Annotated in this window: 17 protein-coding genes; 14 read left to right on the top strand and 3 right to left on the bottom strand. The window is 64.8% G+C overall.

The annotated features are described in order from the left end of the window. Nucleotides 1–84: 84 nt before the first annotated feature. The 9 genes from AC1DMY_RS01095 to AC1DMY_RS01055 all read left to right on the top strand — a co-directional run bounded on the left by AC1DMY_RS01095 (nucleotide 85) and on the right by AC1DMY_RS01055 (nucleotide 11,512). Complete coding sequence (locus AC1DMY_RS01095) at nucleotides 85–441, top strand: DUF1304 domain-containing protein (protein ID WP_477163208.1); 357 nt, start codon at nucleotides 85–87, stop codon at nucleotides 439–441. Between the two features lie 79 nt (nucleotides 442–520). After that, nucleotides 521–1,183 (top strand): M24 family metallopeptidase, encoded by a 663-nt coding sequence (locus AC1DMY_RS01090; protein WP_477163207.1) that lies wholly within the window; start codon nucleotides 521–523, stop codon nucleotides 1,181–1,183. Between the two features lie 70 nt (nucleotides 1,184–1,253). Then, a complete protein-coding gene (locus AC1DMY_RS01085; protein WP_477163206.1) occupies nucleotides 1,254–2,423 on the top strand; it encodes a fatty acid desaturase family protein in 1,170 nt (389 codons plus the stop codon). 119 nt (nucleotides 2,424–2,542) lie between these two features. Beyond that, the gene (locus AC1DMY_RS01080; protein ID WP_477163205.1) at nucleotides 2,543–4,144 is read left to right on the top strand and encodes a peptide chain release factor 3; all 1,602 of its coding nucleotides are present in this window, start codon (nucleotides 2,543–2,545) and stop codon (nucleotides 4,142–4,144) included. 264 nt (nucleotides 4,145–4,408) lie between these two features. Further along, entirely contained in the window at nucleotides 4,409–5,323 is a 915-nt protein-coding gene (locus AC1DMY_RS01075) for a lysostaphin resistance A-like protein (RefSeq protein ID WP_477163204.1), read from the top strand. 91 nt (nucleotides 5,324–5,414) lie between these two features. Further along, nucleotides 5,415–9,083 (top strand): response regulator, encoded by a 3,669-nt coding sequence (locus tag AC1DMY_RS01070; RefSeq protein WP_477163203.1) that lies wholly within the window; start codon nucleotides 5,415–5,417, stop codon nucleotides 9,081–9,083. After that, nucleotides 9,080–9,949, top strand: coding sequence for a CheR family methyltransferase (locus AC1DMY_RS01065; protein ID WP_477163202.1), 870 nt, complete (start codon nucleotides 9,080–9,082; stop codon nucleotides 9,947–9,949). Before AC1DMY_RS01070 ends, AC1DMY_RS01065 begins: the two co-directional genes overlap by 4 nt. Before the next feature lies 1 nt (nucleotide 9,950). Continuing rightward, nucleotides 9,951–10,520 (top strand): chemotaxis protein CheB, encoded by a 570-nt coding sequence (locus AC1DMY_RS01060; protein ID WP_477163201.1) that lies wholly within the window; start codon nucleotides 9,951–9,953, stop codon nucleotides 10,518–10,520. Beyond that, on the top strand, nucleotides 10,517–11,512 hold the full coding sequence (locus tag AC1DMY_RS01055) for a diguanylate cyclase domain-containing protein (RefSeq protein ID WP_477163200.1): 996 nt from the start codon (nucleotides 10,517–10,519) through the stop codon (nucleotides 11,510–11,512). The genes AC1DMY_RS01060 and AC1DMY_RS01055 overlap by 4 nt, the downstream gene beginning before the upstream one ends. 1 nt (nucleotide 11,513) lies before the next feature. On the opposite strand, the gene AC1DMY_RS01050 is transcribed toward AC1DMY_RS01055, so the two are convergent. The 3 genes from AC1DMY_RS01050 to AC1DMY_RS01040 all read right to left on the bottom strand — a co-directional run bounded on the left by AC1DMY_RS01050 (nucleotide 11,514) and on the right by AC1DMY_RS01040 (nucleotide 15,588). Next, entirely contained in the window at nucleotides 11,514–11,981 is a 468-nt protein-coding gene (locus AC1DMY_RS01050; protein ID WP_477163199.1) for a hotdog fold domain-containing protein, read from the bottom strand. Between the two features lie 201 nt (nucleotides 11,982–12,182). Further along, entirely contained in the window at nucleotides 12,183–14,654 is a 2,472-nt protein-coding gene (locus tag AC1DMY_RS01045) for an acyl-CoA dehydrogenase (protein ID WP_477163198.1), read from the bottom strand. Nucleotides 14,655–14,697: 43 nt separating this feature from the next. Continuing rightward, a complete protein-coding gene (locus tag AC1DMY_RS01040) occupies nucleotides 14,698–15,588 on the bottom strand; it encodes an alpha/beta fold hydrolase (RefSeq protein ID WP_477164166.1) in 891 nt (296 codons plus the stop codon). A gap of 127 nt (nucleotides 15,589–15,715) precedes the next feature. Here AC1DMY_RS01040 and AC1DMY_RS01035 point away from each other — a divergent pair, with 127 nt between their 5' ends. The 5 genes from AC1DMY_RS01035 to AC1DMY_RS01015 all read left to right on the top strand — a co-directional run bounded on the left by AC1DMY_RS01035 (nucleotide 15,716) and on the right by AC1DMY_RS01015 (nucleotide 20,406). Continuing rightward, nucleotides 15,716–16,294: a TetR/AcrR family transcriptional regulator gene (locus tag AC1DMY_RS01035; RefSeq protein WP_441604965.1), complete on the top strand. Its 579-nt coding sequence runs from the start codon at nucleotides 15,716–15,718 to the stop codon at nucleotides 16,292–16,294. Nucleotides 16,295–16,499: 205 nt separating this feature from the next. Beyond that, nucleotides 16,500–18,344 (top strand): phosphoenolpyruvate carboxykinase (GTP), encoded by a 1,845-nt coding sequence (locus AC1DMY_RS01030; protein ID WP_477163197.1) that lies wholly within the window; start codon nucleotides 16,500–16,502, stop codon nucleotides 18,342–18,344. Nucleotides 18,345–18,489: 145 nt separating this feature from the next. After that, on the top strand, nucleotides 18,490–19,041 hold the full coding sequence (locus tag AC1DMY_RS01025; RefSeq protein WP_477163196.1) for an RNA polymerase sigma factor: 552 nt from the start codon (nucleotides 18,490–18,492) through the stop codon (nucleotides 19,039–19,041). Then, nucleotides 19,038–19,484 (top strand): hypothetical protein, encoded by a 447-nt coding sequence (locus AC1DMY_RS01020; protein WP_477163195.1) that lies wholly within the window; start codon nucleotides 19,038–19,040, stop codon nucleotides 19,482–19,484. The genes AC1DMY_RS01025 and AC1DMY_RS01020 overlap by 4 nt, the downstream gene beginning before the upstream one ends. A 19-nt stretch (nucleotides 19,485–19,503) precedes the next feature. Then, nucleotides 19,504–20,406 carry a DUF4097 family beta strand repeat-containing protein gene (locus AC1DMY_RS01015; RefSeq protein WP_477163194.1) on the top strand — a complete coding sequence of 301 codons (903 nt, stop codon included), beginning with the start codon at nucleotides 19,504–19,506 and terminating at the stop codon, nucleotides 20,404–20,406. The last annotated feature ends 41 nt before the right edge of the window (nucleotides 20,407–20,447 follow it).

Genomic DNA, 20,447 nt, shown 5'->3' with positions numbered 1-20,447 from the left:
CCGGAAGAGTTAGTGGCAGCGGGTTTGCGACGCCCTACGCGGGCTGCAACACTGCGCCCCTCGCCTTCTTGCCCATGGACACCGATGTCTCTCGTCGCCCATCTCGTCGTTGCCCTCGTCGCCCTGCTCCACGTGTGGTTCCTGGTGCTGGAGATGTTCCTGTGGACCCGCCCCGCCGGTCGGCGCGCGTTTGGCCTGAGCAAGGAGTTCGCCGAGCAGTCCAAGGTGCTGGCAGCGAATCAGGGCCTGTACAACGGTTTCCTGGCCGCCGGCCTGGGCTGGGGCCTGTGGCTGGGCGATGCCGGCCGGTCGATCACGCTGTTCTTCCTGGGGTGCGTACTGGTGGCCGGCATCTATGGCGGCTTCACCGCCAGTCGCAAAGTGCTGTGGATTCAGGCCCTGCCAGCGCTGATCGGCATCGTGCTGGTGGTGCTGTCCTGAGCGTTTCCGTGCGGCGTGACCTGCATCGCGGACTCCTCTGTGCGATGCTTTTCTCCTTCCCCGCCATCACCGGCCTGTCATGACACTCGTGCCTCAGGAAGCGGTCGGCGACCGCTTCGACCCGCAACAGATGCTGCATGCCCGCGAACGCACCTGGGCGGCGCTGCATGGCATCCGCGAGCGCATGCGTCCGGGCATATCCGAAGATGAAGCGAAGGCCGAAGCCGCCGATGTGTTCCGCGCACTGGGCATGGAGCGGCTATGGCATCCGGCGATCATCCGCATCGGCAGCAATACCACCAAGACCTACCGCGAGCGCTCCGAGCCGGTGCGCCTGGGTGAGAACGACATCTATTTCATCGATCTGGGCCTGGTGTTCGAAGGCCATGAGGGCGATGTGGGCGACACCTTCGTGGTGGGCAACGCGCCGGAGCTGCAGGCCTGCGCGGACGCCGCCCGCGAGTTGTTCCAGGTCACCGCCGATGCATGGCGCAGCCAAGGTCTCAGCGGCGAAGCGCTGTACGCGTTTGCCGAGCAGCAGGCGCAGGCCATGGGCTGGCGCCTCAACCATGAGATCAAGGGTCATCGCGTCAGCGACTTCCCGCACTCGGTGCATAAGGCGGGCGATCTGGGCGAATACGGCGAACCACCGTCCAGCGGGTTGTGGATCCTGGAGATTCAGATCGCGCACCCGACTGAGCCCTACGGCGCGTTCTACGAAGATCTGCTGACCCGCGAGTAGCCGCCGAACAAACCGTTATCGGTGCATCGGCTAGCATGCACTCACTCCCCGCCCGCCCAGAGTGCCCTGCATGTCCCCTGCTTCACCCCATCGAACGGCCGAGGCCGTTCGAACGTCGCATGCGGCTGCCTCCTCGGATCGGCTCAAGTTCAACGGCGACAACACGTTCCAGCGCGAGTTGCGGCGGCGGGTCGAGGCCTATTTCAAGCAAAGCGGGCAAACGCAGCGGGATGGCGCGAAGATTTACCTGAAGACAGCGCTCATTCTCGCGGCCTTCGCGGCGTCATACGTGTTGCTGGTGTTTTTCGCGGCCACCTGGTGGCAAGGCGTGCTGCTCAGTGTCGCACTGGGCGTGGCGACCGCGCAGATCGGCTTCAACATCATGCACGATGCCGGCCATCAGGCCTTTTCCGAGCACCGCCGCGTCAACAAATGGATGGCCATGACGCTGGACCTGGTCGGCGGCAGCTCGTATGTGTGGCATTGGAAGCACGCGCATTTTCACCACACCCATACCAATATCGACGGCTACGACAGCGACATCAACCTGGGTGCGCTGGCGCGCTTCGCGCCGCAACAGAAGCACTACTGGCATCATCGCTGGCAGCACATCTATCTGTGGGTGTTGTACGGCCTGACGGTCGTGAGCTGGCATCTGCATGACGATTTTCGCGACGTGATGATGGGCACGATCGGCAAGCGCCGCTTCCCGCGCCCCAAAGGCAAGGATCTGGCGGTCTTCATCATCGGCAAGCTGGTGTTCTTCACGCTTGCCCTGGGCCTGCCGCTGATCTTCCATGCGGTGAGCGCCGTGCTGCTTTGCTACGGCCTGGTCGCCGTGGTGGCGGGTCTGCAGCTGGCCCTGGTGTTCCAGCTCGCGCATGCGGTGGAAGAAGCCGCGTTTCCCGAGCCCAGCGAATCGGGCCACATGGACACGCCGTGGGCGATCCATCAGCTGCAAACCACGGCGAATTTCTCGCGCGACAACCGGCTGGTCACCTGGCTGGTCGGCGGCCTGAATTTCCAGGTCGAGCACCACCTGTTTCCCCGCATCTGCCACGTGCACTATCCGGCCATCTCACGGGTGGTCGAAGCGACCTGCCGCGAATACGGCGTGCCGTATCACGCGAATGCCTCGTTTGGCGCGGGCCTGGCCTCGCACTATCGATGGCTGAGGCGCATGGGCCGGCCGGACGCTGTCGCTGCAACGGTGGTCCTGGAGCCGGTCCCGCAAAGCTGAACAGCTTTGTCGGCAGCGGGCGCCTGCCGGCTATCAGGTAGCGGGCCAGAGCCCTGAGGCCGGCTGGCCGGCCGTTCCACGCTATCATTGGCGGCTAGCCTTCCTGCCGACCCACCTCCATGTCTGCCCACCTCGCCGAAACCCGCCGCCGCCGCACCTTCGCCATCGTCAGCCATCCTGACGCGGGCAAGACCACGCTGACCGAAAAGCTGCTGCTGTTCGGCGGCGCGATCCAGATGGCCGGCTCAGTGAAGGGCCGCAAGGCTGCCCGCCACGCCACCTCCGACTGGATGGCGCTGGAAAAGGAGCGCGGCATCTCGGTGACCTCGTCGGTGATGCAGTTCCCGTACGAGGGCCGCATCGTCAACCTGCTCGACACCCCGGGCCACGCGGACTTCTCCGAAGACACTTACCGCGTGCTCACCGCGGTGGACTCGGCGCTGATGGTGATCGACTGCGCCAAGGGCGTGGAAGAACGCACGATCAAGCTGATGGAGGTGTGCCGCCTGCGCGACACGCCCATCATGACCTTCATCAACAAGCTCGACCGCGAAGGTCGCTCGCCGATCGAACTGCTCGACGAAGTGGAATCGGTGCTCGGCATCGCCTGCGCGCCGCTGACCTGGCCGATCGGCATGGGCAAGCGCCTCAAGGGCGTGTACCACCTGCTGCTCGATGAAGTGCACGTGTTCGAGCAGGGCAAGAACTTCACCCGCCAGGATTCGACCATCTTCAAGGGCCTGGATGCACCGGGCCTCGAAGCGATGATCGGCGCCGAGGCGCTGTCCGAACTGCGCGACGAGCTGGAACTGGTGCAGGGCGCCTCGCATCCGTTCGATATCGAGCAGTACCTCGCCGGCAAACTCACGCCGGTGTTCTTCGGCTCGGCGGTGAACAACTTCGGCGTGCAGCTGCTGCTGGATTTCTTCGTCGAGCACGCGCCATCGCCGCGTTCGCGCGCCACGCTGTCGCGCGAAGTGAAACCGGAAGAGGAAGCCCTCACCGGCTTCGTGTTCAAGATCCAGGCCAATATGGATCCCGCGCACCGCGACCGCATCGCGTTCATGCGCGTGTGCTCGGGCACCTATAGCGCCGGCATGAAGATGATGCAGACGCGCACCGGCAAGGACGTGCGCATCGCCAACGCGCTGACCTTCATGGCGAGCGATCGCGAAATCGTCGAAAGTGCGTACCCCGGCGACGTGATCGGCCTGCACAACCACGGCACCATCGGCATCGGCGACACCTTCTCCGAGGGCGAGATGGTGAGCTTCACCGGCATCCCCAACTTCGCGCCGGAACTGTTCCGACGCGCTCGCCTGCGCGATCCACTGAAGATGAAGGCGCTGCAGAAGGGCCTGGCGCAGCTGTCCGAAGAAGGCGCCACGCAGTTCTTCCGCCCGCTGATGAGCAACGACCTGATCCTCGGCGCGGTCGGCGTTCTGCAGTTCGACGTGGTGGCTTATCGCCTCAAAGACGAATACGGCGTGGATGCCAGCTTCGAGCAGGTCACCGTGGCTACCGCGCGCTGGATCCACTGCGACGACGCCAAGAAGCTCGAGGAATTCCGCGAGAAGAACGCCAACAACCTGGCCATCGATGCCGCAGGCGAACTGGTCTATCTCGCGCCGTCGCGGGTGAACCTGCAACTGGCGCAGGAGCGTTCGCCGGGCGTGCGTTTCTCGGCGACGCGCGAGCACGCGACGTCGCTGGACCTCTAAGAGCGCGTTGACGAACTCCTGGTATCCGGCTCCCCCTCATCGTCATTCCCGCGAAAGCGGGAATGACGGTGAGAGGAATGAATCTAGCGGAAACCCGTCAGCCCGCTCAAACTGCCGTCGCGCATATGTGCGCTCCCACAAGGGTGACGGCTCCTTGCAGCTGACCGTTTTTGTGTGAGCGCAGACGTGCGCGACAACCCATGCCCCTGTAACAAGCACTCGCCCGGCTGCTACCCTCCCCCCACCATCAGGGGGATGACACACATGCCAGCAGGACAGCTCGCCTTCACCACGCCCGCCACCGCCACGCCTTGGCAACGCTGGATGGTGTTCTCGCCGATGGGCCGCATCTTCTTTTTCGGCGCATTGTGCTTTGTGCTGTTCAAGCTCGTCTCCGTGGGCGTTGGGGCCATGGGTCTGGTGGGACCGGGCGTGTCGCCGTTGTCGCGCGCCGTCGGCATTCTTGCGATGGAGTTGATCTCATCGTTGGTGGCGTACGCCGTACTGGTAAAAGCCATCGAACGCCGCCCCCTGCGAGAACTTGCCCTGCGCGACATGTTCACGCTCGGCCTCGCCGGGCTGCTTGCCGGCGCCTTGCTGATCAGCCTTGTCGTGTTCGTGCTTTGGCTCGCCGGCAGCTATCACGTCACCGGCACGGATCCCGAAGTGAATTGGCTACCGGCCGTGCTGCTGACCGGCATCGGCGCCGGCGTGTTCGAGGAAATCCTTACTCGCGGCATCCTCTTCCGCACGCTGGAAGAAGGCCTCGGCACCTGGTGGGCGCTGGCCATCGCCGCGCTGTTCTTTGGCGCGGCGCATATCTTCAATCCCGGCGCCACGCTGTGGAGCTCGCTCGCCATCGCCATCGAGGCCGGCATCCTGCTGGCCTTGCTCTATCACGTGACCCGTTCGCTGTGGCCTTGCATCGGCCTGCATGCGGCGTGGAACGTGATGCAGGGCACGGTCTACGGCATACCGGTGTCGGGCACGGCCGCGCATGGCTGGCTGGTATCCAACTGCACTGGCCCGGACTGGCTGAGCGGCGGCGTGTTCGGCGCTGAGGCCTCGGTGGTCGCGCTGATCGTGTGTTCGGCGTGCTCGGCACTGCTGCTGATCGTGGCCGTACGTCGCGGCAGCATCGTGCCGCCGTCCTGGCGTCGAACCGCCAACACGGTCTGAGGCCAGCTATCGTCTTCACAAATCTGCGGATACCCTGAGGGGAACCGCCCCGGCCTGGCAGGATTGCCAGGTCTTGCCACTGTGAAGACGTATGGCCGCCCCGAAAAACCGCTATTCCTGGCTGGCCCACCAGCCGATGCAGCAGAAAATCCTGGTCGCGATCGGCACCCTCGTGTTGCTGTTCGTGATCTGCAGCGTGGTCAGCTTGCAGTCGTTGTCGCGGCAGGACATCAGTACGCACTGGTCGCGGCATACCTACGACGTGCGCTCCAAGATCGACGACGTCACCGAACATCTGCAGGCCAGCCAGATGGCGTTGCGCGGCTTCCTGCTCAACCCGCAAGGTCCTGAGCTGGCGGCGCACCAGCAAGCCGACGCGGCGCTCGCCCGGGACCTCAGCGAGCTGCGCGCCCTGACGACTGACAACCCGCTGCAGCAGGGCCGCATCGACCGTATCGAATCGATGGCGGACCAATGGCAGAAGGACGCGATGCAGAACGGCATCGAGCCCATGCAGGCCATCCGCGCCAACGACGCCGCCGAATCGGCGATGGAACGCATACGCGTGCAGACCAGTTACCTCGCGCACCGCACCGTCTTCGTGGCCGACATTCTCGGCGTACTCAAGCAGATGGACGATACCGAGGCCGCGCTGCTGGACCAGCGCGAAGCCACGCAACAGCGCGACGTGAGGGAAGTACGCGCCGTTACCTGGATCACCATGCTGCTCAGCCTGCTGCTCGGCGGCTCGGTGGTGTACATGACCTTCCGCCTGATCACGCGCCCGATTCGCCGCATGACCGACCTGATGACGCGCCTGGCCGGGCACGATCACAGTGTTGAAATCCGCCAACTGGAACGCCGCGACGAAATCGGCGAGATCGCCCGGGCCCTGCAGGTATTCAAGCAGATGGCCATCGAAACCGCGGCGCAGACATGGGTGAAGACGCAGGTTTCGCAGATCGCCAGCGACTTGCAGAAAGTGGAAACCGAACGCGAGTTCGCCGAGCAGCTGACCGGCACGCTGGGGCCGCTGCTCGAATGCGGTGTCGGCGTGTTCTATCGCTTTGACGAGCAGGACCAGCGACTGCGCCTGCAAGGCAGCTACGGCTACCAGCAGCGTCGCCACTTGAGCACCGAGTACGCGCTGGGTGAAGGACTGGTCGGCCAGAGCGCGCTGGAACGCAAGCCGATCACGCTGCAGGATGTGCCGGACGATTACGTGCGTATCCACTCTGGCAGCGGGGAAGCATCGCCGAACACCATCACCGTGCTGCCGCTGATCCTGCGCGACAAGCTGCTGGGCGTGCTGGAACTGGCCAGCTTCCACCATTTCACCGAGCCCCAGCAACGCCTGTTGAACGAGCTGTTGCCGATTGCCTCGCTGTCGCTGGAAAACCTGGGTCGCGCCATCCGCACGCAGGATCTGCTCAAGCGCACCAGCGAGCAGGCCGACGAGCTGCGCGTTTCGGAAGAAACCCTGCGCCGCCAGCAGCAGGATCTTCAGGTCACCAACGAAGAACTCAACGCCAAGACCCACGAGCTGCAGGAGCAATCCCAGCGCCTGCTCGCCTCGGAAGAAGAGCTGCGCGTGCAGACCGAAGAACTGCAGGCCTCCAACGAAGAACTGCGCCAGAAGACCGACACGCTCAACCAGCAGAAACACGTGCTGGAAACCCTGCAGCGAGAGACACAGGAAAAGGCCGAAGAGCTGGCGCGCGCCAGCCAGTACAAGTCCGAGTTCCTCGCCAACATGTCGCACGAGCTGCGCACGCCGCTCAACAGCCTGCTGATTCTCTCTCGCAGCCTCGCCGACAACCGCGAAGGCAACCTCGATGGCGAACAGGTGGAGTCGGCGCGCATCATCCACGACTCGGGCAGCAACCTGCTGCGCCTGATCAACGACATCCTCGATCTGTCCAAGGTCGAGGCCGGCAAGATGGACGTGGTGCTGGACGACTTCCCGCTGGCCGACCTGGAGCGCGCACTCAAGCGCACCTTCAACCATGTGGCGCAGGACAAGCAGATCGACTTCATCGTGAAGATCGACGCCGGCCTGCCGGGCACGCTGCGCACCGACGCCACCAAACTCGAGCAGATCGCCAACAACCTGATCGGCAATGCCTTCAAGTTCACCCACCATGGTTCGGTGACCGCGCATATCGGGCGCCCTTCAGCAGCGATCAGTTTGCCGCCGGGCATGCAGGGCAAGGACGTGATCGCCATCGCGGTGACCGACACCGGCATCGGCATCCCGCCGGACAAGGCGCAGAAGATTTTCCAGGCGTTCGAACAGGTCGACGCCAGCACCAGCCGCCAATACGGCGGCACCGGCCTGGGCCTGACCATTTCCAAGCGCATCGCCGAACTGCTTGATGGCGACATCGTGCTGCACAGCGAGGTCGGGCACGGCAGCACCTTCACCATCCTGCTGCCGCTGGCGGGCCCCTCCGGCGTCCCCATCACGGCACCCTCCAACGGGATCACGGCGCCCGCCACGACCCGGCCCACGATGACGCAGGCGCTATTGCCGGAAACGATCGAAGACGATCGCGCCAGCGTGACACCAGGCGACACCGTGATCCTGATCATCGAGGACGATCCGGTGTTTGCGCGCATCCTCGCCGACATGGTGCGCCGCAAGGGTTATCGCGTGCTGGCCGCCGCCGATGGCGAATCGGGCCTGCAACTGGCGGCGAAGCACAGCCCCACCGGTATCCTGCTCGACGTGATGCTGCCGGGTATGGATGGCTGGACGGTGATCGAGCGCTTGAAGGAAAACGCGTCCACGCGTCATGTCCCCGTGCATTTCATCTCCGCTGTCGATGAAGCGAACCGCGGTCGCGATCTTGGCGCCGTCGGCTTCCTCACCAAGCCGGTCAGCCGCGAAGCGATCGGCGATGCGTTCGATCGCCTCCTGCATTTTGCCGAAGGCCGCATGCGACATCTGCTGATCGTCGACGACGATGCCGACTCGCGCGCCGCCATGCGCACCCTGCTGCGCAACGACGATGTCACCATTGAGGAAGCCGGCAGCGCCGAAGAAGCGCTTGAGCGCATGCGCGGCACGACGTACGACTGCATTGTGCTGGACCTGGGCCTGCCGGGCATCTCGGGCATCGAGCTTCTCGAACAGCTCTCCGCCGCCGGCAGCATTCCGCCGGTGGTGGTCTATTCCGGCCGCGAGCTGAGCCGCGAAGAGAGCCTCAAGCTGCGCCAGTACACCGACAGCATCGTCATCAAGGGCGCACGCTCGCCAGAGCGCCTGCTGGATGAAGTGAGCCTCTTCCTGCACAGCATCCAGGGCGGCCGCGCGCGCCAGGCCGCCGTTGGCGCCAAGGCGACTGCGGCATCGCCCGCGCCTTCGATAACCGATGCCCACGAACTCGTCCATCGCAAAGTACTGCTGGTCGATGACGACATGCGCAACTTGTTTGCGCTGTCCAAGGTGCTACGCGGCTGGGGCATGCATGTGACGATGGCGCAGGACGGCCTGAAGGCACTCAAGGCCTTGGCCGACAACAGCGACATCGAGCTGGTGCTGATGGACGTGATGATGCCGGTGATGGACGGCTATGACACCATCCGCGAAATCCGCGCACAGCCGCAGCTGGCCAAGCTGCCGATCATTGCGCTCACGGCGAAAGCCATGCGCGGCGATCGCGAGAAATGCCTCGAAGCGGGCGCCAACGATTACCTGTCCAAGCCGATCGACATCGACAAACTGTCGTCGATGATGCACGTGTGGCTGCATCGATGAGCAAGCGGGCCGACAAGGCGAAAGTGGTCGATACAGCGCTCGAAGACATCGAGATCGAGCTGTTCGTGCGGGCGCTCAAGCTGCGTCATGGCTACGACTTCACCCAGTACGCGCCCGCCTCGCTGAAGCGGCGCGTGATCCAGCTGGCGCATGCGCAACACGCCGATACGGTGAGCGCGCTGACCACCCGCGTGCTGCATGAGAAGGATTTCCTGCCCGCTGTGCTAGAAGGACTGTCGGTGCCGGTTTCGGAGATGTTCCGCGACCCGGATGTCTTCCTCGCGCTACGCGAGCAGGTGTTTCCCGTGCTTGCCTCCTATCCGCAGATCAACATCTGGCAGGCTGGCTGCGCGCATGGGCAGGAAGTCTACTCACTGGCCATCCTGCTGGAAGAAGCCGGCCTGTACGATCGCACGCAGATCTACGCGACGGATTTCAACGAGGCCGCGCTCAGGCACGCGCAGGAAGGCATCTACCCGTCGCGAGAGGCGCAGCTGTGGTCGCGCAATTATCTGGCGGCCGGCGGCAGCCACACGCTGGCCGACTACTACAGCGCACGCTACGAGCTGATCAAGCTGGATCAGCGTCTGCGCCGCAATGTGACGTTTGCCAACCACAACCTGGTCACTGACGAAGTGTTCTGCGAAGCGCATCTGGTGCTGTGCCGCAACGTGCTGATCTACTTTTCAGACCCGCTGCAGGACAGGACGCTTGCGCTGTTCCGCGACAGCCTGGTGCGCGGCGGCTTCCTCTGCCTGGGCACGCGCGAAAGCCTGGATTTCGCGCCCGCGGCCGCCGACTTCACGCCGGTAGATGCGGCACGCCGCATCTACCGCCTGGGGTCGCGCGGCGCAGGTAAGGAATGACATGGCCGTCCCACAGGCCATCGTGATCGGTTGTTCGGCGGGCGGCCTCACTGCGCTGGAGCAGCTGTTTGCGAGGATCGATCCGGCCCTGCCTCAACCGATTGCCGTGTGCTGCCATACCGGCTCTCCCACCGTGGACCTGTTGTGCGAGTTGCTGGCCAAGCACGCCACCCTGCCGGTGGAGGAAGCCCGCGAGCGCGCGCCCATGCGCGGCGGCGTGATCCACGTGGCGCCCAGCGGCTACCACCTGCTGGTCGAAGCCAGTCGACGCTTCTCGCTGTCGGTGGATCAGCGCGTGAGCTTCGCGCGTCCTTCCATCGATGTGCTGTTCGAATCGGCCGCCGAGGCGTATCGCGACACGCTGATCGGCATCGTACTCACCGGCGCCAACAGCGATGGCGCCGATGGACTCGTGCATGTACGGCAAGCGGGGGGGCTTGCCGTGGTGCAGGATCCAACCGACGCCGAAGTTGCGACCATGCCCGCCGCCGCGCTCGAACGCGCCGGTGCGGACCATTGCCTACCACTGGCGGCGATCGCGCCGCTGCTCAACCGTCTGTGCCTGCCATGAACCTGCCCGCCCCCAAGATTCTCGTCGTCGACGACACCCCGGCCAACCTCGTCGCCATGCGCCACCTGCTCGCCGACAGCGGCGCGGAACTGTACGAGGCCGATAACGGCAACGCAGCGCTGGCACTGTGCCTGGACCACGAATTCGCGCTGATCCTGCTCGACGTGAACATGCCCGAGATGGACGGCTTCGAAGTGGCCTTCCTGATCGGCGAGGATGAACGGCTGCGCGAGACGCCGATCATCTTCGTCACGGCCGCCTACGCCGACGACATCAACCGCGTGCGCGGCTATCACTTCGGTGCGGTGGATTACATCGCTAAACCGATCAACGACATGATCCTGCAATCGAAGGTGCGGGTGTTCCTCGAGCTGTACCGCGCACGCGCCGCGCTGAAGTCGACGCTCGCCGAACTGGAAGAGCGCAACGATCAGCTCAACGCGGAAATCGCCGAGCGCCGACGCATCGAGGCACAGATCCGGCACCAGGCCACCCACGACACGCTCACCGGCCTGCCCAATCGCACGCTGTTCCACGACCGCTTGCTGACCGCGATGCAGCGCGTGCCTCGCCATGGGCCGGGCTTCGCACTGGCCATGCTCGATATCGATGGCTTCAAGGGCGTCAACGACAACCATGGCCATCCGGCAGGCGACGCCTTGCTGAAAGCCATCGCGGAACGACTAAGCGACCAGGTGCGCAGCAATGACACGGTCGCTCGCCTCGGCGGCGATGAGTTCGCGTTGATCCTGGAAGACGTGGCGGACGTGGAGTTGCTCATGCGCCGCTGTCAGGACATCGGCAACGCGCTGGCCGCACCCTACCCGCTCGAAGGACGCCATGGCCCGTTCGAAGCCCAGGTCAGCGCGAGCATCGGCGTGACGCTTTGGAAAGGTGACGGCCAGGCCGACGAGGATCTGATCCAGTCCGCCGATCGCGCGCTCTATCAGGCCAAGGACAGCGGCAAGAACTGCTGCGTGATGTCGCCCTGAATCACGCCTTGCGCGGCGACACCCACATGTCGATACGCGCACGGAATACCTCTTCAGCGGCTTCGTTGCGCACACTCACCAGCACTGGCCACGCGTAGCCGCTGGTCGCCTCCCGCGCCGGCGATTCCGGCCTGGCCTGCGCCACCAAGGTGCCCGTGGCCTTGGCTAGGTATTCCACCGTCATGCCCTTGGGAATCCAGCGCATGCTCGAGGGGATGGTAACGTCGGTCATCATGCCGGCGGTGAGTTCGGCGGCATTGCACAGCGCAATGGCGTGCACGGTGCCGATATGGTTGTGCACGCGGCGGCGATCGCGAATGGCCACGTCGCAGCGGCCAGGTTCCAGTGCGCGGAACTGCGGCGAAATGGTGGCGAAGTAAGGCGCCTTGAAGCAGATCAGGCGGCCGTAGAGCCAGCGACCGCCGGGGAGAGACACAAGACGGCGATAGAGGGACAGCGCTTGATTCATCGTGGCATTCCTTTGAGTTGCGCGCTTGGGTAGGGCCACGATTCGCCGTCAGGCCGAAGGCGCTGGATCCCAGCTTTCGCTGGGATGACGAGCAAGAGTGAATCGTTGACCCTCACCGTCATCCCAGCGAAGGCTGGGATCCAGTGCCTTCAGCGCACAGCGAAAAGCGAGGTCTCGTCGACTACAAAACCCCGCTATTCATCAAGCCGCGTCAGCCAGCTTCTTGTTGCGATCGGCGCGCGTCACCGCGGCACGCAGTTCAGACGGATCGAAGTCATCCACCGAAATGAACTCGAACACGCCCTCGCGCACACGCTTGAGCAGTTCGAATTCGGCGGCATTGATCACGCCCGCCTGCATGGCTTCGACCAGCTGACCCACGTAGTCGTGCGACTTGAACTGGCCGGCCTTCTGCGCCTTGCCGAACTTGCGCTCCACCGGCTCGGCTGCGATCACGTCCGGCAACAGCGCGTTCATGCGACCGATGGTGTTGTTGGCGGTCGGCGTGAGGTAGGTCCACTCGAGCAGGCGATCACGTGCTTCGCCCGGCGCCGTGATGATCGCGGCAACGCGACGACCCAGGCGATCAGACGGCGGCACTTCGCGGCGGCCCCACGGGAACACCAGCGCGCGCAGCAGCCACGAAACCGGGCGCACCGGGAAGTTGCGGATAGCGCCGTCGAGCGAGGTCTGGATACGCCACATGCACTCATGGAACGCCCATGCCAGCAGCGGACGATCGGCTTCCGGACGGCCGGTGTCCTCGTAGCGCTTGAGCATGGCGCTGGCGATATAGAGATAGCTCAGCACGTCGCCCAGGCGGGCGGACAGCTTCTCCTTGAACTTCAGCTTGCCTCCGAGCACGCCCATGAAGGTATCGGCACACAGCGCGAGCGCCGCCGAGTAGCGGTTGAGCTTGCGGTAGTAGCGGCGCACATAGGCATCGCCCGCGGTGTCGCCAATGCGCGAACCGGTAAGACCCAGCGTGAGCGAGCGTACGGCGTTGGAGATGCCAAAACCGATATGGCCGAACAACGCGCGATCGAACGCCCTGAGGCGATCGCCGTAATCCGGAATCGCCAGCGCCTGCATTTCCTTCAACACATAAGGATGGCAGCGGATGGCGCCCTGACCGAAGATCATCAGGCTGCGCGTCATGATGTTGGCGCCTTCCACCGTGATGGCGATAGGCACACCCTGCCAGGCGCGGCCAGCGTAGTTCTTCGGACCCAGCTGCACGGCCTTGCCGCCGTGCACGTCCATCGCATCACCCGCGATAGTGCGGCCCCACTCGGTAGCGTGGTACTTGGCGATGGCCGACGGCACCGCCGGCTTCTCGCCGCGATCCACCGCGGCCGCCGTCGCGCGCGACAGTGCGGCCGTGGCGTAGGTCAGGCCGCCGATACGGGCGAGTGCTTCTTCCACGCCCTCGAAGCGGGCAATCGAAAGACCAAACTGCTTGCGCATGCGCGCATACGCACCCGTCGCCGCCACGGCAGCGCGCACGCCGCCCGTGGCGTTGGACGGCAGCGAAATGGCGCGACCCACCGAGAGACATTCCACCAGCATGCGCCAGCCATGGCCGGCCATATGCGGGCCACCGATCAGCACCGACATCGGCACGAACACGTCCTTGCCGTGCAGCGGACCATTCTGGAACGGCACGTTCAGCGGGAAATGACGACGACCGATTTCCAGACCCGGCGTGGAACGCGGCAGGAGTGCCAGCGTGATGCCCAGGTCTTCCTTCTCGCCCAGCAGTTTCTCCGGGTCGTACAGACGGAAGGCCAAACCCACCACGGTGGCGATCGGCGCGAGCGTGATATATCGCTTGTCGAAGGTGAGCTTCATGCCCAGCGTTTCGACGCCGTCGACCACCTGCTTGCAGACCACGCCGAAGTCGGTGATCGACGTGGCATCGGAACCGGCGTACGGACCGGTGAGCGCGAAGCACGGAATTTCTTCACCCACTGCAAGGCGCGGCAGATAGTGATTCTTCTGCTCGTCGCTGCCGTAGTGCAGCAGCAGTTCCGCCGGACCCAGCGAATTGGGCACGGCCACCGTCGAGGCCACCGTGGCCGACATGGTCGCCAGCTTCTGCAGCACCGCCGAATGCGCCAGCGCCGAGAAGCCCAGGCCGCCGTACTGCTTGGGGATGATCATGCCGAAGAACTTGTGCTTCTTGATGTAAGCCCAGACGTCCGGCGGCAGATCGGCCAGCTCGTGGGTGATCTGCCAGTCATCGATCATGCCGCAGAGTTCTTCCACGGGGCCATCGAGATAGGCCTGCTCTTCCACGCTCAATTCCGGCTTGGGCTGCTTGAGCAGCTCGTGCCAGTCGGGCTTGCCGGAGAACAGCTCGCCTTCGAAGCCGACCGTGCCTGCTTCCAGCGCGGTCTGTTCGGTTTCGGAAAGCTTGGGCGTGACCTTGGCGAACATCTTCAGCAGCGGCGCGCTGATCTGCTTGCGACGGAAACCGTCCATCAGCAGCGGCACGGCGATCGCCAGTTCGATCACCACCAGGATGAAAGTCGTCCACGGCGCGCCGGCGACCAGGCCGACCACGACGGTAGCGATTACCGTAGCGATCGCCCACGTGCGCAGACTGCTGCGGTGGTAGGCACAGGCGCCAGTGGCAATCAGCGCCGCCAGCAAAGTCAGTATCACGGACATTCAAACACCTCGTTACGCATGACGTCTTGGTGGAACTATGGATTCAGGCCGTGACCGCATCGCTGCGGTCGGTAGAGGAAAGCTGGCCCACGAATCGTGCGATCTCGCGGGTGAATGCGTCGTTGGCGTCGCCGGCGACCATATGCGTGGCGCGCGGCAACTCCACATGCTCGGCATGCGGCACCAACTGCAGGAATTCGTCGACGGTGTCGCGCGAGACGACATCGCTGCGTCCGCCCGACAACAGCAACACCGGCACGCGCACCTTCGCCGCTGCCGACATCAGGCGCGGCTGGTAACGCTCGCTCTCGCTCACCAGCCCGTTGAGCAGGGCCGGATCCCAATGCCAGCGCAGACGGCCGTCGTCGCCTTCGCGCAGGAGTGGGCGTAATTGGTCTTCGGTCTTGCGTTCGGCGCGATGCGGCATGTATCTGGCGATTTCGTCGGCCGCCTGCGCGTAGTTTTCGAAGCCGTCGGGATGGGCCTGCATGAAGGCCAGGATGCGCTCCACGCCCTTGGTTTCCCAACGCGGCGTGATGTCGACCAGCACGAGCGCGCGAAACGCCTCCGGATCGATTTCGCCTGCAATCACCAACCCGAGCAGACCACCCATCGACGCCCCGACCAGGATCGGCTTGCTCAGCTCAGCGTGCGCCAGCAGGCGCAGGTCGCCGATGAATTGCTCCATGTGGTAATCGCCGCCCGCCACGTGACCGCTCTCGCCATGGCCGCGCGCATCGAAGGTGACGCAGCGGAAGCCTTCATCGGCCAGCGCCTCGGCGGTAGCGCGCCAAGCACCGCGCGTCTGGCCGAAGCCGTGCGCGAACAGCAGGGTCGGGTGACCGGACGGCTGGCGGACTTCGCTTGCCAGTGTCAGGCCGTCGACCGCCGTGACGTAGCTGGTGGATTTCTGGGTAGGGGCTGTCGATACCATACGCATGAGTATGGATTGCAACAAAGAGCTGCGTCAATATGCGCTGCGGCAACTCGGAGTTTCCGCCGATTCAACGACTTGCCGGGACGCCAATTGCAAAGCGGCCCGCAGGGGCTACCATACGCGTATGAATGCAAGCGCCAAACCCGAACGCACCCGCCTTTCCGCCGAGGATTGGGAAGACGCCGCCCTCAGGCTGATCGCCGACCAAGGCGTTGGCGCACTCGCCGTTGAGGCGCTGGCCCGCCAGCTGGGCGTGACCAAGGGCAGCTTCTACTGGCATTTCCGTACGCGCGAAGCGCTACTGCAGGCGGCGCTGGAACGCTGGGAGCAATACGGCGAGAAAGAGGTGATCAGCCAGATCGAGGCCATGCCCGATCCGCGCGCGCGCCTACCCGAATTGTTCCGTCGCGTGGCACACGAAATCGCCCCGCACCGCGTGTATGCCGCGCTGCTGAAGGCGCTGGACCATCCGCAAGTAGTGCCGGTGATGGCGCGCGTTTCGCAGCGCCGCATGGAATTTCTCACCACCATCTACAGCGAAGCCGGCCTGGTGCCGGAAGAAGCGCTCAATCGCGCGCGGCTGACGTATGCCGCCTACGTCGGCTTCCTGCAGCTCAATTTCACACTGGGCCTGCCGCGCATCAGCCATGACGAGTTCGATGCCTACGTGGAGCACATGATCCGCACCCTCACGCCGGCCTGATCCTCGGCCAGGCACCATCGATGCACGAAAGCCGCCCTCGGGCGGCTTTTTTTATGGGCGCAGGGCCGGCCGGTCGCATGGACAAGACCACCCCAACCACTGGTAGTCCAGCTGCCGAATTGGTCTGCAGTTACACCTGTAACTATCGGGTCGGGCAACGAAATTGGGGTGCGCCCAGTTTGCTTTTGCTGCGCCATACCTTGCCATGCCAGTGCACGTAAGTTACCGTTTCTGTTCTTTTTTAGCTCAAGACCAGAGTGAGGAAACGATGTCGAGCAAGCTGGCTGCGCTGCAGCGCTGGGTTGATGAGGTCGCGGCGCTGACCCGTCCCGCAAAGATCCATTGGTGCGACGGCTCGGACTCCGAGTACCAGCAGCTGGTGCAGCACATGCTGGGCACCGGCGACCTGATCGAGTTGAACCAGGAGACCCATCCGGGCTGCTACCTGCATCGCTCGAGCCCCTCCGACGTGGCGCGCGTCGAGCACCTCACTTTCGTGTGCACCGACACCCAGGACGACGCTGGCCCGAACAACCATTGGATGGCCCCAGCCGAAGCGCACGCCAAGATGGATGCGCTGTTCGACGGCTGCATGGAAGGCCGCACCATGTATGTGATCCCCTATTGCATGGGCCCGATTGATTCCCCGCTCGCTCGCTGCGGCGTGGAGATCACCGATAGCCCGTACGTGGTTGCCAACATGCGCACCATGACGCGCATGGGCGCCGCCGCACAGGCGCGCATCGAGCGCGAGGGGACCTTCGTCAAAGGCCTGCACTCCACCGGCGAGCTCGACCCCGAGCGCCGCTTCATCATGCATTTCCCTGACGAGCTGACCATCAAGTCGTATGGCTCGGGCTACGGCGGCAACGCGCTGCTGGGCAAGAAGTGCCACGCGCTGCGCATCGCCAGCTACCAGGCCAAGTCCGAGGGCTGGCTGGCCGAACACATGCTGATCGTGGGCATCGAGAACCCGCAGGGCGAAACGCATTACATCGCCGCTGCCTTCCCGTCCGCCTGCGGCAAGACCAACCTGGCCATGCTCATTCCGCCGGAGGCTTACCGCCAGGACGGTTGGAAAGTGTGGACAGTGGGCGACGACATCTGCTGGATGCGCCCGGGTGCGGATGGCCGTCTGTACGCGATCAATCCGGAAGCCGGTTATTTCGGCGTGGCGCCGGGTACCAGCGACGCCACCAATCCGAACGCGCTGTCGACCATTGCGCGCGACACCATCTTCACCAACGTCGCCGTCACCGCCGACAACCAGCCGTGGTGGGAAGGCCTGCCGGGTACGCCGGTCACCGACTGGCAGGGTCGCCCCTATGACCCGGCGAACGGTCCGGCCGCGCATCCAAACTCGCGCTTCACGGTGAGCGCCAAGCAGTGCCCGACCTGGTCGCCGCGCGCCGAAGATGCGCAGGGCGTGCCGATCAGCGCCATCGTGTTCGGCGGTCGCCGTCCCTCGCTGATTCCGCTGGTGTTCGAGGCGAAGGACTGGAAGCACGGCGTCCTCGTCGGCGCCGCCATGGGCTCGGAAACCACCGCCGCCGCCACCGGCGCCGTGGGCGTGCTGCGTCGCGACTCGATGGCCATGAAGCCGTTCGCCGGCTATCACTATGGCGACTACTTCCGTCACTGGCTGTCGTTCGACCAGCCGGGCGCCAAGCTGCCGAAGATTTTCCACGTCAACTGGTTCCGCAAGGGCGACGACGGCCGCTTCCTGTGGCCGGGCTTCGGCGACAACCTGCGCGTGCTGCAGTGGATGATCGACCGCGTGGAAGGCCGCGCCGCGGGCAACCATACGGCCATCGGCACGCTGCCGAAGGCCGGCGAGATCAAGCTCGATGATCTGCAGCTCGACCGCGCCACGGTCGACACCTTGTTCGAAGTGGACCAGGCCGGCTGGACCGCCGAGCTCGCCGCCATCGGCGAATACCTCGAGAGCTTCGGCCAGCGCATGCCGCACGAGCTGCATGCCGAGCAGCAGCGTGTCGCCAAGGCGCTCAACGATGCGGCTGTCTCGCCGCGCGCGGCCGTCGCCTCCTGACGCCCTCCCCCTCGCCGGCCCGACGCGGCCGGCGAGGATCTCCTGCCGCTGACTCCTTCCTCGGTCGCCGGCTCTAAACCCTGCAGCGCGCCGGTGCATCCAAGCTGGCAAGATGATTGCTGCCTGCCCCGCCACCGGAACCACGATGCCGCCGCCAGCGCCCGCCGCGGATCCCCACGACATGGACGACGTCCAGGCGGCGGCGAGCGGCGATCGCGCGGCTTTCCAGCGGCTCTATCGGGCGCATGTGGACCGCATCTACGGCGCCATTCTTCGCCTGGCCGGCTACGACCACGCCCGCGCGGAAGATCTCACGCAAGAGGCCTTCATCCGCGCCTGGCAGAAGCTGTCCGGCTTTCGCGGCGATAGTGCGTTCAGTACCTGGCTGTATCGCCTGGCAGTCAATGTCGCGTTGATGGATATCAGGTCGCGCGGCTCGGACCCGGTCACCATGATGGACGAGGAACTCCTCCCCGATCACGGTGAAACGCCGTTCTGCGCCGCCGAACGCGAAGAACTGGAACGTGCGATTGGCAAACTGCCGCCACGGGCGCGCGCGGTGCTGGTGCTGCACGACGTGGAAGGTTGGCGACACGAGGAGATCGGTGCCGAACTCGGCATGGCAGTGGGTTCGTCCAAGGCGCAATTGCATCGCGCACGCGGCCTGCTGCGGAAAGTTTTGGGAGAACGCTCATGAACGAATTTGAATGGCTGCGCCAGACACGCGCCCTGCGCGAACCGGTAACGCCACACCGCGATCTGTGGCCTGGGATCGAAGCTGCACTGGATGCAGCCGACACCAGCACGGTCATGCCCATCGCGCGACGCGCATGGCGGCAGCCGCACAACTGGCTGATCGCCGCCAGCTTCGTCGGATTGTCGCTGTTTGCGGGCAGTCTCGCGGTGCACTTGCGCGATCGCACCCTGGCCAACGCCACGGCCGCCAGCACGCCGGATGTGAGCCGCTGGCGCCCGAACGATCCGCGCCTTGCCGGCGCGGCGGTGGAACTGGATGCCGCCAACATGGAACTGCGCCAGGCCATCGAGCAGGCGCCCGACTCGCCGGCGCTGCAGCGACTGCTTATGCGCACCCAGAAACAACAGTCGCAGCTGCGACAGATGGAACACCAGGCTGGTTGAGTCCAGCGGAGCCTTCACCATGAAAACCGCACGCGTCATCCCACTCCTGCTCAGCCTGTCGATCGGCCAGGCCCTGGCCGACACGCCCATCAACCTCAGCCACGACGCGTTGCCCAACGCGCACGTGAGCATCAGCAACGTCAAGGGCGCAGTGACCGTGAGCGCCTGGGATCGCAACCAGGTGCAGGTCACCGGCCGTCTCGGCGACGGCGCCAAGCCGCTGGCCATCGAAGGCAGCAACAGCAGCCTGAGCATCAAGGTCGAATCGCAGGGCAAGTCCGGTTTGTTCAGCTGGGGCAGCGACAGCTCGATGGGCTCGACTACGCTGGACGTGCGCGTGCCCAAGGGCGCCTCGATCGATGTCGACGTGGTGAGCGCGCCGATGAATATCGACGGCATCGACGGCGGCAGCATCAAGGTCAACACGGTCAGCGGCAAGGCACGCATCAATGCCCGCTCGCCCAGCGTCGATGCCGACGCCGTCAGCGGCAGCCTTGAGCTGGCAGGTAGCGCGGACAAAGTGGCCTTGCAGACGGTGAGCGGCGACATCCTCGCGCCGAACGTGGGCGCCGAGGCCAACCTGCAGACGGTCTCCGGTCGCATCCATGTCAGCGGAGGTCCGTGGCGCAAGCTCAACCTGAGCACCGTCTCGGGTGATGTGCAGCTGGCCGGCGGCGTCGCACCGAATGGCAGCTACGACGTCGACAGCATGAGCGGCGACGTGCAGATCCAGGTGCCGTCCAATCTGTCGGCGATCATCAAGGCCTCCACCTTCAGCGGCGACCTGCGCAGCGACTTCGGCACGGTGAAGAAGCCCGAACACGGTCCCGGCAGCGAGTTGGAGGCCACGGCGGGTGCCGGCGGCGCCAAGATGAATGTCGAAACCTTCAGCGGTGACCTCCGTATCCGCCGGCAGGATTGATCTTCGACAGGCACTAACGAAAAACGCCGGGCAAGCCCGGC

It is taken from the genome of Dyella sp. 01L423, from assembly GCF_056399945.1.
This window is presented reverse-complemented; position numbering and strand designations above follow the sequence as displayed.

Bases quoted from the DNA above. Each gene is read 5' to 3' on its own strand.
- AC1DMY_RS01055 (WP_477163200.1), top strand. From the start codon at position 10,517: ATGAACCTGCCCGCCCCCAAGATTCTCGTCGTCGACGACACCCCGGCC.
- AC1DMY_RS01015 (WP_477163194.1), top strand. From the start codon at position 19,504: ATGAAAACCGCACGCGTCATCCCACTCCTGCTCAGCCTGTCGATCGGC.
- AC1DMY_RS01045 (WP_477163198.1), bottom strand. From the start codon at position 14,654: ATGTCCGTGATACTGACTTTGCTGGCGGCGCTGATTGCCACTGGCGCC.
- AC1DMY_RS01080 (WP_477163205.1), top strand. From the start codon at position 2,543: ATGTCTGCCCACCTCGCCGAAACCCGCCGCCGCCGCACCTTCGCCATC.
- AC1DMY_RS01065 (WP_477163202.1), top strand. From the start codon at position 9,080: ATGAGCAAGCGGGCCGACAAGGCGAAAGTGGTCGATACAGCGCTCGAA.
- AC1DMY_RS01060 (WP_477163201.1), top strand. From the start codon at position 9,951: ATGGCCGTCCCACAGGCCATCGTGATCGGTTGTTCGGCGGGCGGCCTC.
- AC1DMY_RS01090 (WP_477163207.1), top strand. From the start codon at position 521: ATGACACTCGTGCCTCAGGAAGCGGTCGGCGACCGCTTCGACCCGCAA.
- AC1DMY_RS01075 (WP_477163204.1), top strand. From the start codon at position 4,409: ATGCCAGCAGGACAGCTCGCCTTCACCACGCCCGCCACCGCCACGCCT.
- AC1DMY_RS01020 (WP_477163195.1), top strand. From the start codon at position 19,038: ATGAACGAATTTGAATGGCTGCGCCAGACACGCGCCCTGCGCGAACCG.
- AC1DMY_RS01095 (WP_477163208.1), top strand. From the start codon at position 85: ATGTCTCTCGTCGCCCATCTCGTCGTTGCCCTCGTCGCCCTGCTCCAC.
- AC1DMY_RS01070 (WP_477163203.1), top strand. From the start codon at position 5,415: ATGGCCGCCCCGAAAAACCGCTATTCCTGGCTGGCCCACCAGCCGATG.
- AC1DMY_RS01030 (WP_477163197.1), top strand. From the start codon at position 16,500: ATGCCAGTGCACGTAAGTTACCGTTTCTGTTCTTTTTTAGCTCAAGAC.
- AC1DMY_RS01025 (WP_477163196.1), top strand. From the start codon at position 18,490: ATGCCGCCGCCAGCGCCCGCCGCGGATCCCCACGACATGGACGACGTC.
- AC1DMY_RS01040 (WP_477164166.1), bottom strand. From the start codon at position 15,588: ATGGTATCGACAGCCCCTACCCAGAAATCCACCAGCTACGTCACGGCG.
- AC1DMY_RS01050 (WP_477163199.1), bottom strand. From the start codon at position 11,981: ATGAATCAAGCGCTGTCCCTCTATCGCCGTCTTGTGTCTCTCCCCGGC.
- AC1DMY_RS01085 (WP_477163206.1), top strand. From the start codon at position 1,254: ATGTCCCCTGCTTCACCCCATCGAACGGCCGAGGCCGTTCGAACGTCG.
- AC1DMY_RS01035 (WP_441604965.1), top strand. From the start codon at position 15,716: ATGAATGCAAGCGCCAAACCCGAACGCACCCGCCTTTCCGCCGAGGAT.